Source organism: bacterium SCSIO 12827, assembly GCA_024397995.1.
In the GTDB taxonomy this organism is placed as follows: domain Bacteria; phylum Pseudomonadota; class Alphaproteobacteria; order Rhodospirillales; family Casp-alpha2; genus UBA1479.
Genome location: CP073746.1, coordinates 3,141,827 through 3,152,500, shown reverse-complemented (window position 1 = coordinate 3,152,500; position 10,674 = coordinate 3,141,827). Strand labels below are relative to the sequence as shown.

Annotated in this window: 13 protein-coding genes (1 of these 13 running past the window's edge); 9 read left to right on the top strand and 4 right to left on the bottom strand. The window is 59.2% G+C overall.

Annotated features, from left to right (window positions below):
• Together KFF05_14720 and KFF05_14715 are read right to left on the bottom strand one after the other, a co-directional pair.
• On the bottom strand, positions 1 to 8 hold the 5' end (the start) of the coding sequence (locus KFF05_14720; protein UTW53735.1) for a YnfA family protein. The gene continues 319 nt to the left of window position 1, outside the view; only the first 8 of its 327 coding nucleotides appear in the window; it begins with the start codon at positions 6 to 8; the stop codon falls past the left edge of the window.
• Positions 8 to 421: a helix-turn-helix domain-containing protein gene (locus tag KFF05_14715; GenBank protein ID UTW51159.1), complete on the bottom strand. Its 414-nt coding sequence runs from the start codon at positions 419 to 421 to the stop codon at positions 8 to 10. Before KFF05_14715 ends, KFF05_14720 begins: the two co-directional genes overlap by 1 nt.
• Before the next feature lie 77 nt (positions 422 to 498).
• On the opposite strand from KFF05_14715, the gene KFF05_14710 reads away from it, so the two are divergent.
• The 9 genes from KFF05_14710 to KFF05_14670 all read left to right on the top strand — a co-directional run bounded on the left by KFF05_14710 (position 499) and on the right by KFF05_14670 (position 7,815).
• Positions 499 to 897: a mercury transporter MerT gene (locus KFF05_14710; protein ID UTW51158.1), complete on the top strand. Its 399-nt coding sequence runs from the start codon at positions 499 to 501 to the stop codon at positions 895 to 897.
• A 23-nt stretch (positions 898 to 920) separates the two neighbouring features.
• Positions 921 to 1,253 (top strand): heavy-metal-associated domain-containing protein, encoded by a 333-nt coding sequence (locus KFF05_14705; protein ID UTW51157.1) that lies wholly within the window; start codon positions 921 to 923, stop codon positions 1,251 to 1,253.
• 133 nt (positions 1,254 to 1,386) lie between these two features.
• The gene (locus tag KFF05_14700) at positions 1,387 to 1,992 is read left to right on the top strand and encodes a hypothetical protein (GenBank protein UTW51156.1); all 606 of its coding nucleotides are present in this window, start codon (positions 1,387 to 1,389) and stop codon (positions 1,990 to 1,992) included.
• 23 nt (positions 1,993 to 2,015) lie between these two features.
• On the top strand, positions 2,016 to 2,255 hold the full coding sequence (merF, locus tag KFF05_14695; protein ID UTW51155.1) for a mercury resistance system transport protein MerF: 240 nt from the start codon (positions 2,016 to 2,018) through the stop codon (positions 2,253 to 2,255).
• 11 nt (positions 2,256 to 2,266) lie between these two features.
• Positions 2,267 to 3,697, top strand: a complete 1,431-nt coding sequence (gene merA / locus KFF05_14690) for a mercury(II) reductase (protein ID UTW51154.1) — start codon at positions 2,267 to 2,269, stop codon at positions 3,695 to 3,697.
• Positions 3,698 to 3,910: 213 nt separating this feature from the next.
• Complete coding sequence (locus KFF05_14685; protein UTW51153.1) at positions 3,911 to 4,720, top strand: hypothetical protein; 810 nt, start codon at positions 3,911 to 3,913, stop codon at positions 4,718 to 4,720.
• A gap of 285 nt (positions 4,721 to 5,005) precedes the next feature.
• A complete protein-coding gene (locus KFF05_14680) occupies positions 5,006 to 5,200 on the top strand; it encodes a helix-turn-helix domain-containing protein (GenBank protein ID UTW53734.1) in 195 nt (64 codons plus the stop codon).
• The gene (locus KFF05_14675) at positions 5,190 to 5,495 is read left to right on the top strand and encodes a hypothetical protein (protein ID UTW51152.1); all 306 of its coding nucleotides are present in this window, start codon (positions 5,190 to 5,192) and stop codon (positions 5,493 to 5,495) included. The genes KFF05_14680 and KFF05_14675 overlap by 11 nt, the downstream gene beginning before the upstream one ends.
• A gap of 301 nt (positions 5,496 to 5,796) precedes the next feature.
• A complete protein-coding gene (locus KFF05_14670) occupies positions 5,797 to 7,815 on the top strand; it encodes a DUF3987 domain-containing protein (GenBank protein UTW51151.1) in 2,019 nt (672 codons plus the stop codon).
• A gap of 40 nt (positions 7,816 to 7,855) precedes the next feature.
• On the opposite strand, the gene KFF05_14665 is transcribed toward KFF05_14670, so the two are convergent.
• Complete coding sequence (locus KFF05_14665; GenBank protein ID UTW51150.1) at positions 7,856 to 9,016, bottom strand: tyrosine-type recombinase/integrase; 1,161 nt, start codon at positions 9,014 to 9,016, stop codon at positions 7,856 to 7,858.
• 324 nt (positions 9,017 to 9,340) lie between these two features.
• Entirely contained in the window at positions 9,341 to 10,390 is a 1,050-nt protein-coding gene (locus tag KFF05_14660; GenBank protein ID UTW51149.1) for a helix-turn-helix transcriptional regulator, read from the bottom strand.
• Positions 10,391 to 10,674 lie beyond the last annotated feature (284 nt).

The window sequence follows — 10,674 nt, the reverse complement described above, 5'->3', positions numbered from 1 at the left end:
GTGCCCATCATGATGCCAATGTCTCCAATACCGGGCATTCCGGCACCTCTTCACCGGAGCACCGTGCCGCCGTATCGGCGAGCACTTTTTCTATGCGCCTGAGGTCTGCGATCTTGGTCCTTACGTTCGCAAGATGTCGTTCAGTCAACGCCTTCACCTCGGCACAGGTCTGGGTGCCACGGTCAACGAGGCTTAAAAGACCACGTAGCTCCTCGATTGAAAAACCGAGTTCACGACCGCGTAGAATGAAGCGCAGGCGCGCAACATGAGTATCGTCATAGATGCGATATCCCGAGGCCGTGCGCGGTGGCTCGGGCATCATGCCGATCTTCTCGTAGTAGCGGATGGTCTCCAGATTGCAGCCTGTTCGCAGCGCAAGTTCAGAGCGCTTTAGCCTCTTCTCAGAAACGAGATTGTTCATGACGAAAAAACCTTCTTGAGTCTGTAGTTACTACAGACCGTATCTTAACTCCCGAACGAAAGCGAGGATGGATACGGATGAGCACAACAGAATCAGATACTGAAATTTTGCAGGGCCAGGGAGCAGCGGGAGACCGGAAGCGGACCGTTTTCGCATCGGGCGGCGTAATCGGGGCTATCCTTGCCTCGACCTGCTGCATTGTGCCGCTAACGTTCGTAATGCTGGGCATCTCTGGTGCATGGGTCGGCAACTTGACCGCGCTCGAGCCGTACAAGCCTTTGTTCGCAGGTGTCGCGCTCGTTTTTATCGGCCTCGGTTTTCGGCAGGTCTACTTCAAAGAGAGACCTTCCTGTCACGACGGTAATTATTGCGGCAAACCGCAATCGGCCATCATCACCAAGGTTGCGCTCTGGGTTTCGACAGTCGTGGTCTTGCTCGCGCTGACAATCAGCTGGTGGGCACCATTATTCTACTGACCTCAAGCATAGGAGTATCCCACATGAAACGATCTGCGATCCTGGCGGTGGCGCTATTGATCATCGGTGGACTCGGTTGGACGACCGGAAGTGTCATTACATCCGTCGCCGCGCAGCCCATTGCCGTTCAAGTTGCTGCCAATCAGACGACCACCTTTAATATTGAGAACATGACCTGCGCGCTTTGTCCGGTCACCGTGAAGAAGGCAATGGAAGGTGTTGCCGGGGTGAAATCGGTGGCGATCGATTTTGACGCCAAGACGGCAATCGTGACTTTCGACCCATCAATTACGTCTCCCGATGACATCGCCGCAGCCTCCACCAATGCGGGCTACCCGGCGTCGGTCAAAGGCTGAGAGCGATGATGGCGGCTCCGATCCTCATGTCCGGCATCACTGCTGCGAACGTGGAATCACCTTGATGACGGGGGAATATTCCACATGCGCCGTTCGGAAAGACCTTGGGCAGTACCTACGTGAGGCCCACTTTTTGGCCGACAAACCTGAACTGGCGCCACTGACCTTGGCGATATACAGGCAACTCGGGAACGGGCATCCCGCCACCCTAGCCGGCCTTTCGGCGAGCCTCGCCCTGTCCTTGGCAGAAGCTGAGGCTTTGGTCGCTGAAATTCCCGCCGCGACGATTGAACGGGATGCGAGTGGTGCGGTCACCGCTGCGGGCGGACTGAGCCTTCACCCCGCCAACCATGTTTTCCAGGTCGGCGATCTCACACTTCATACTTGGTGCGTCTTCGACGGTTTGTTCCTGCCGCAAATCCTCGGCAAGTCAGCGACTTTGATCACGCGGTGTCCAGTGACGCGCCGGAAGATCGAAATCTCTCTCACCCCTGAAGCCGTTACCCACGCGAATCCGCAAAATCCCGTGATGTCCATCGTTACGCCAGACAAGGAAGCCAGATGTGCGAACCTGCGCGGTGTCTTCTGCAATCACGTCAACTTCTTCGCCGACGAAGCGGCGTTCCTGGATTGGGTGGCCGATAAGCCCGAGGTTGCTCGGGTATCCCTTTCAGACGCCCATGAACTGGCGCTGGCGCGAAACCAATTTCGGTATGGCGATCTGTTGGTGGCGTCCTAATTCCATCACAGGGAGAAATAAAAATGAATGACACGGTAATCCTCAAGACAGGAATAATCGGTGCGGTCATCGCTGCGATCTGCTGTGCGACACCCATACTTGTCATTGCACTCGGCGCGCTCGGCCTGTCGGCCTGGGTGGGCGGACTGGACTACGTGCTGCTGCCTGCGCTCGCCATTTTTCTCGGCCTGACGGTCTACGGCCTGTGGCGGCGGAACCGTGCGGCGACCTGCTGCGATTCCAAACATTCGAACGAACGATAAAGGAACCTGATATGTCAACCTGCTGCCCTCCCAATCTAAAGAATGGTTCAACTTACGATCTTGCGGTCATTGGCGCAGGGTCTGCGGGGTTCTCTGCAGCCATCACAGCGGCTGAACAAGGCGCCAACGTGGCACTGATCGGCCACGGCACTATCGGCGGCACCTGCGTTAATGTCGGCTGTGTTCCTTCCAAGACCATGATCCGGGCGGCTGAGGCGCTGCATGGCGCACGGGCAGCAGAACGTTTTCCAGGCCTCTCGGGCGACGCGCGGGTTGACGACTGGCGACGCCTGCTCGCCGCTAAAGACGAACTTGTCTCCACGCTGCGGCAGAAGAAGTATGCGGACCTCCTGCCCGAGTATAACAACATCACCTATTTGGAGGGGGCTGCACGACTGAATGGTGCGAGCGTGGTCGTGGATGGCGGGGCCATTGAGGCTGGCGAGACCATCATCGCCACAGGTGGACGTCCCTCCGTGCCGCCTATCCCCGGCATCGACAAGGTGAACTACCTTACCAGTACGACGCTGCTGGAACTGAAAGAGCTACCTGAGAGCTTGATTGTCATCGGCGGCGGCTATATCGGAGCCGAGCTTGCCCAGATGATGGCACGCATGGGTGTCTTAGTGACGGTGATTTGCCGCACACGGTTACTTCCCCAGGTCGAGCCGGAAATCTCTGACGCCTTGGCGGATGCATTCCGCTCCGAGGGCATTATCCTTCATTGTGGTATCGCCTATGATGCTTGCCACGAGGACGAGACCGGCATCACCGTTTGCGTCGAGGAAGGTGGTTCGCTCATAGAGCTGAAAGCAACGCGTCTGTTGGTCGCAACGGGGCGTACACCCAATACCGAGACGCTAGGCCTCCCTGATGCGGGCATTGAGCAGAACCAGCGCGGCGCCATTGTCGTCGATGACCATATGCGCACGTCCAAGCCACACGTCTACGCGGTGGGTGACGTGACTGACCGCGACCAATTCGTCTATATGGCGGCTTACGGTGCAAAGCTGGCGGCTCTCAACGCACTCAATGGCGATAGCCGAACCTATGACAACAGCGCAATGCCCTGGGTGGTGTTCACCGACCCTCATGTGGCGGGCGTAGGCCTCACGGAAGCCGCGGCGAAAACCGCTGGCCATGAGGTCAAGATATCGGTTGTGCCGCTTGATGCCGTGCCGCGCGCACTGGCGGCCCGCGACACTCGCGGTCTGATCAAGCTGGTGGCGGATGCCGGGACCGACCGCTTACTTGGTGGCCAAATTCTCGCCCCCGAAGGTGCGGACAGCATCCAGACATTAAGCATGGCGATAAAGTTTGGCATGACAGCCAAGGCGCTCGGCGAAACAATCTTCCCGTATCTCACCACTGTCGAAGGGCTGAAGTTGGCTGCACAGACTTTCAACAAGGATGTGAGCAAGCTCTCCTGTTGTGCCGGGTAACTGGCAAGTTGTAGAGCGCCTACGGTCGTATAGGTCTATAGGGCCGCGTTTCTGAACTTTGATCGCAAAGTGGATGATAGAGGGCGAAGACGTTAAAGCCGGTATGGCAAAGGGTTATCAGCCGACGGTCTATGTTGTCGCTGGGTATGCTCGCTTTCGATTCCAAAGTAGATATAAAGGATTATAGATTCTGTTTTGGGCAGGGGGATTATTTTGGGAGCCAAGCAGCAGAGGGATTATTCGCTATCGGACTCCTTTACTGCCCTAGGGCAGCGTTTGTTTGCCCAGCAATGGAGTGGCCAGGAAATCGAGGCCCGCAAGGTCCAAGACCCTGAGGTGATCCGGCAGGACCGGGCTCCATTTGAATCAGAGATGACCGAACTCAACCGCTTGCTCCAAGCGAAGAATGCCGAACGCCGTAAAGCGGTCAGCAAGGACGCCCTGGACCGCATCAATTCTGACCTGCTGGCGCTCGAACGGCGGCAGCAAGAACTTTTCACCTGTCTGAATGAAGTCGGCATGGTGAGAAAGTTCGAGGACGAAGATCACGCCCGCTGGGAGCGTTTTGAGCGGACGGAAGCGGAGCTCTTGCGGGCTTTTCGCGAAGGGGAGCTCTACGTCTTCGGGGCCAATTCCTCCAGGATAGAACCCCGTCTTTGGATTGAGATGCCAGACGGTTTCGGATGGAACTGGTCTCTGTCCCTGATCTTCTGGCCGAAGGACAAGTCTGCTCGACCCGTAGACGCTGCCAAGATCAATTGTGTTGAGTTTGAGGATTGGCTCGCGGGGCAACTGCCTGTGGTGGAGGGGGCAAATGTGGATCAACTGACGCCCCAACAACGATACACGCTCCACTTCCGAAAGCTCGCGAAGGCCGGACCAAAGCCCGCATCAAGAGACAAGATGAAGCGTGATGCCATGAGAGAGTTTCCCGGCCTATCTGGCCGCGCGTTTCAGCGGGTGTGGGACAAGGAAGCGCCCGATTCGTGGACAAAAAGCGGTAAACCAAGGAAGAAGAGCTAATTGTCGCACTTGTGGAGTGTGGCCGTTGCGATTTCCTGCATTTCTTCAAAAACCCCACAATTCCGCCGCTGTAATTGCCGCACTTTGCCCGCTGCAATTATCGTCAACCGTGCAGAATTTTTCGTTCCCCTGGAACATGACCGAATTGCCCCCGTCGCAACTTAGCGAAGGCGGGCCGGGGTCATGATGATCGAGCGTCCTCCTTCGCAAATGGAAGGATGACCGATGGTCAAATTCGAATACATAACGCAAACCCTCGCCCGCGATCCGGATTACCTGGACCGCATGATCGCCGAAGATGAAGCTGCACGCTTCATCGGCTACACAGTCCGCGCCTTGCAGAACTGGCGTCTCCGGGGCGGCGGGCCGAAGTTCATCAAGGTTTCGGGCCGGTCCGTCCGTTACCGTCGTCGTGACCTGATCGAATGGGCGGAAAGCCTCTTGGTTGCTTCGACGACGGAGGCGGCCAATGACAACTAAGCGGATCAACTTCAAGAAGGTGAACCGGGCGGCGCTGCGGCGCCTGCCCGATCTCCTGACCAACTGGGTCTGCGATGGCCGTCTCGTGTCGGGGGAATGGGTCGCCCGCAACCCGACGCGGTTCGACCGCCATCCGGGCTCCTTCAAGATCAACCTGCGGACCGGCAAATGGGCCGACTTCGCCACGGGCGACCGGGGCGGGGACGTGATTAGTCTCGCGGCCTACCTTGCCGATATCAGCCAGGCCGAAGCGGCGCGGCGGCTCGCCGACTACCTGGGGGTGCGCCATGACTGATCGGGCCTATGACAATACCGGGACCGGCTACCCCCGCTTGCCGGTTCCGGCGGCGGCCCCCGAGGGCTTTCCCAAACTCGGTAAGCCCGATGCCCGTTACGTGTACGTGGACGAAGAGGGGAAGGGCGTCTGCGTCGTCTACCGCTATGACAAAAGCGACAATAGCGACGATAGGCCCCGCAAGACCTTCCGGCCCTACGACCTTGAACGGTCGGGCTGGTGCGGCCCGGTGGTCCGGCCCCTTTACAGGCTCGACCTGATCCGGGCGACGGCGGCGGAAGATGATCCGCCGCCCGTCGTCATGGTCGAGGGTGAAAAGTGCGCCGACGCGCTCAACGACCTCGGCATTCTGGCGTCAACGGTGTTCGGCGGCTGCAACGGTGTCGCCCGCGCCGACCTGTCGCTCCTTAAGGGGCGCGCGGTCATCGTTTGGCCGGATTTCGACGCGCCCGGCTTCAAGTTCGCGGAGCAGCTCGCCGAATGCCTTAACGTAACGGGGACGGCCCCGGTCTCGATCCTGCCCATCTCGGAAACGTTCCTACGTAACGTAACGGGCAGCGCGACCCCTACGTATACGTTACGTAAGGGCTGGGACGCGGCGGACGCCATCGCCGGGGGCTGGGGGTTGGATGAACTTCGATGTCTGTTACGTCACGCGACCGGCACCGACGCCTTAGCTAAAGCTAAAGGGGCGGCCAACGCGGAAACCTTTAAAGGGAACGATCCCTTTAAAGGGGATTGTTCCCTTAAGGGGTCGGATGCTTTTAAAGGCGACGGGCCTTTTAAAGAACCAGCCAACGACGACGGCCCCCATCCCCTTAAGCTTAAGGGGATGGAACGCCGGGCCATCGAACTCTTCCCCGATACGGGGGAATGGGGGGAGCCCGATATGTCGGTTCTCAATCCCCGGCGGCGACCGCCCGCGTTCCCGGCCTCCCTGTTCGGTTCCTATTGGTCCGAATGGATCTCGCGCCAAGCCGAGGGCAAGTCGGCACCTGCGGATTACGTAGGCATGACCTTGCTGGTCACGGCCTCGGCGCTGATCGGCAACGCGGTCCGCGTCAGCCCGTGGGACGGATGGCAAGAACCCGCCCATCTTTGGGCGGCGCTGGTCGGTTCACCGTCTAGCGGCAAGAGCCCGGCCATGGAACCTGTCATGGATATCATCGGCGAACTGGACGCGGAGAAGGCGGAGGCCTTTAAAGACCGCAAGGCCGAATATGACGCGGCGGCGCTCGCCGCCAAGTTCGCCCGCGAAGAATGGGAACATGCCCTTAAGGCATCGGTGAAGAACGGGACACCGCCGCCGGCGATGCCGGACGCGGCACGGGAGCCCTTAAGGCCCGAGCGGCCTCGCATCCGCATCGGCGATGCGACGACGGAAGCAATCATGAATGTGCTGGTCCATCAGCCCAAGGGCATCTTAATGCTGCGTGATGAACTGGCGGGTTGGCTCGGGGGCTTCAACCGTTACTCCGGAGGCGAGGGCGGTGACCGCGCATTGTGGCTGGAAGCCTGGAATGGCCGAAGCTTCGTCGTTGACCGGGTGAAGACGGGCGAGCCATTGACCATTCCCCATCTCTCTGTCGCCGTTCTGGGTGGTATTCAACCGGACCGATTGAACTCGACCTTGCTTAAGGGAGCGGACGACGGATTGACGGCCCGCTTTCTGTTCGTCTGGCCTGATCCTGCGCCCCTGGCGCGGCCTAAAGGGATTCCACAGGGGGCAGAGGCTCGAAATGCCCTTAAGGCGCTCCATGGACTCGAAATGGCGTCAGACGCCCATGGCAATCCGGTTCCTCGCGTCGTCAGCCTGACGGACGAAGCCGCAGCCCGGTTCGAGATATGGTGGATTGCACAGAGGGATGGCGAGCCGGAAGGCCCGCTTGCGAGTTGGTGGGGTAAACTACCCGGTATCAGCTTAAGGCTGGCTGCAACGCTGCAAGGTTTGCGGGACGCCTTGGAGTTCGCTCCGTTGCGTCAGGTCGGCGAGGAAGCGGTCCAAGCGGCGATCATGATGATCGATGACTACTTCAAGCCGATGGCCGAACGCGCATACGGCGATGCGGCCTTGTCGCCTGCCGACCGTGACGCGGCGACGCTGGCAAAGTGGTTGCAGCGGGCCAAGCCGGACAGGATCAACCTTCGTGATCTGCAACGGGCTGGCGGCATTCCGGCCCTTAAGGACCGCGACGCCTTAAGGGATGCCGTGGACGTTCTGGTGGAGGCGGAATGGCTGCGACCGGCCCCAAGCCGGACCGGCGGGACGAAGGGGCGGCAGCGGGTGGACTATGAAGTTAACCCGGTCGTTAACGTCTGACAGAACCTAATGGCGCTATTGTCGCTTTTGTCAGACGGGGTTAGGCCTTTGTCCCGTTTAGGTGGGCCATGATCCCGCCGCTGGTCTTGTTGGCCGCTTCTTCCGCAACCTTCTCCGCAAGGTGGGCATAGCGGGCGGTGGTCTGAACCTGGGAATGGCCTAACAGCTTTCCAATCTCGGCCAGCGAAAGGCCGCTTGCGAGGCCGAAGGACGCGAAGGAGTGCCGGAGGTCATGAATACGAACGTCCGGCAGCTTCGCTTTCTTGCGGATGCGCCGCCAGGGCTTTTGCAGGTCCGTCAGATAATGACCTTCGACGGTGCCGGGAATGACGTAGGGGTTATCCTCTTCCGGCGTGATGCCCTTTAGGAGTTCTTGCACATCCTGGCCGATATAGACCTTCTTGGCCCCGGTCTTGGACTCGGGCAGATAGATGCCGCCCGGCTTGATGAACTCCCATTTCAAGGTCTGTATCTCGCCCAGACGGCAGCCCGTCAGGATCAAAAGCCGGAAGGCGTTGCAGGCGGCGGCGCTTTCGCTTCCGTCCGCCTCACAAGCGTCCAGGGTCGCCCAGAGGCGCTTTAACTCTTCCTCCGACAAGAACCGTTCCCGCTTTTTCTCGGCGTATTTCTTCACATGGCGGCAGGGGTTGGAGCCGTCCGGCCTCAGGCCCCAAATCTCGCACTGATTGAACATGACGGAGAGGACGCCCAAGGTGCGGTTCGCCTGATAGGGCTTGGACCGGTAATCGTGGTGCAGCTTGGCAATCTCCGTCCGGGTAATGTCCGTGATCTTGCGTTGGCCGATGGCGGGCTTGATGAACAGGTCCATGGCCCGCTGGTATTCCTTCTCCGTGCTCGTCTTGCAATGGGTTGGCACGTACTCCGTCATGAACCGGTCGCATATGTCCGCGACTGTCGGCGTCTTGCGATATTTTTGGATATCGTCCGCCGGGCTGGCACCCTTGCCCGCCGCCGTCAGAAGTTCACGGGCTTCCTTGCGGGCTTCGTCGGGCGTCATGACGCCCGCCCGCCCGAAGGTCACGCGACGGGTGCGCCCGCCGTGGCGGTACTGGACCATGAAGGACTTCTTGCCGGACGCCATGACGCGAAGGCCGAAGCCGGGCATGTCGCTATCCCAGATAAAGTAATCTGTGTCCTTGGGCGGGGCGGTGTCGATAAGGCGTTTGCTGATCCGGGGCATGGCGGGCTCGCTTCCATGGAAAACAACGGAAGCAATATGGAAGCAATTTATGGAGAAATGCAAGAGCGGTGAGCGTCGATGATGAATCCAAATATGGATAAAAACATATATAAAACAATATAATATGACCATTCATGGGGTATAGGCGTAATCCGTGATAAGAGTCGTTAGCTATCTCATAACCTGAAGGTCGCAGGTTCAAATCCTGCCCCCGCAACCAACAAAAAAGCCCCCTAAACCATCAGGTTAGGGGGCTTTTTGTTTGGACATATCACAGCCATTTAAATCCATGGGGAAACCTATGGAAAGCAGGGGGGGCAGGAGTCAGAGAGCGGGGGGAGTGGCGCGGTCTGCGCGGGCCTCGGACGGGTTTAACCCGAACTGTCGCTTGAATGCCGTTGAGAAATTGGCCGGATTAGAATATCCCGCGCCATAGGCCGCTTCGGCGACGCTCTTGCCCTCGCGTTCAATGGCGATGCGGGCGTGCTCCAGGCGCAGTTCCCGGCAGAAATCGGCAATGGTGCGGCCATAGACCGATTTGAAGGCGGTCTGCATCGTTCCGACGCTCATCCCCAGATCCCGGGCCATCCGTTTCAATGGAGGGTTTTCCGTATAACGGGCGCGGACATAGGCGCGCACAGCCTGAGCCTTCGCCTGTGTCTTCGTCGCGGGTGCCGCACAGGGGGCTTCGGTCTCTGTGGCGATAAGGCTTTCCAGCGCTTCCCGCAGGATTTCGATGGCGCGGCTTTCGACAGACATCCGGGCCAGCGGCGCCGGCGCGCGGGAGGGATTGATGATCTGTTCGGCCAGGGCGACCGCACGTAGGGACGGCCGCCACGTGGCATAGCCGCGATGGGTTGCTGCAAATCGGGCCAGGTTGCGGTTGGGCAGGTCCTTGTCTGCGAGGATGCGATCAATCCAGTCCCAGGGCACGGTGATGATGACCTTGCGCACGCGCGTCCCCTTGCGCGACAGGCGAACCATCTTGGAAACCTGGGTCAGTGACCAGATATGCCCGGTCGCGCCGTCCTGACCCGCCCCCGGGCCCAGGCGGACATCCAACCCGTCGAGCTTGACCACCAGGTCCCCTTCGAGCATGACCGCGACCGTGCAGGCAGGGGACATTTCCCATTCAGCCAGCAGGTCATGGGCCTCGACCGTATCCGTGGCATGCACGAACAGGCCGGAATGGCCGCGCACGTTATTCATACGCCCAAGGATTGCCGTGTCTTTGCGCGCAAGAACGGGCGCCGAGATGTGGAACGTCTCGGCATCGGTATTGACGGCCATTTCCTGCAGGTCGGCGCTGGTCACCGCAGTGTCCACCGGCCGGAACCGTCGGGGGCTGACCTCCACGATTGTTCGATCGACCATGGTCTTAAGCTTCAATTCCCACTAATCCCACCCGGGCCGGGCGGTGGCCCGATTTATCGGCATTGCGCATATGCATTAATAATAAGAATTATTCGCAATTAGTAAAGCGCCACCTATTGCGACCCAAAGTGCTTCCACTCGCCTATCGCCCGGCCGGGATGGTGAAATCTAGTGGGGCGGGGCCGAATTGCGATTTTTCACAAAGAAAATGTGTTTTTTGAAACGGCACGATGATGGTCGTTGCTGCCGACTAGTGATAATGAGAAGCATTCTTAATACAAGCG

Bases quoted from the DNA above. Each gene is read 5' to 3' on its own strand.
- KFF05_14715 (UTW51159.1), bottom strand. From the start codon at position 421: ATGAACAATCTCGTTTCTGAGAAGAGGCTAAAGCGCTCTGAACTTGCG.
- KFF05_14670 (UTW51151.1), top strand. From the start codon at position 5,797: ATGGTCGAGGGTGAAAAGTGCGCCGACGCGCTCAACGACCTCGGCATT.
- KFF05_14675 (UTW51152.1), top strand. From the start codon at position 5,190: ATGACAACTAAGCGGATCAACTTCAAGAAGGTGAACCGGGCGGCGCTG.
- merF (UTW51155.1), top strand. From the start codon at position 2,016: ATGAATGACACGGTAATCCTCAAGACAGGAATAATCGGTGCGGTCATC.
- KFF05_14660 (UTW51149.1), bottom strand. From the start codon at position 10,390: ATGGTCGATCGAACAATCGTGGAGGTCAGCCCCCGACGGTTCCGGCCG.
- KFF05_14710 (UTW51158.1), top strand. From the start codon at position 499: ATGAGCACAACAGAATCAGATACTGAAATTTTGCAGGGCCAGGGAGCA.
- KFF05_14665 (UTW51150.1), bottom strand. From the start codon at position 9,016: ATGCCCCGGATCAGCAAACGCCTTATCGACACCGCCCCGCCCAAGGAC.
- KFF05_14705 (UTW51157.1), top strand. From the start codon at position 921: ATGAAACGATCTGCGATCCTGGCGGTGGCGCTATTGATCATCGGTGGA.
- KFF05_14680 (UTW53734.1), top strand. From the start codon at position 5,006: ATGATCGCCGAAGATGAAGCTGCACGCTTCATCGGCTACACAGTCCGC.
- merA (UTW51154.1), top strand. From the start codon at position 2,267: ATGTCAACCTGCTGCCCTCCCAATCTAAAGAATGGTTCAACTTACGAT.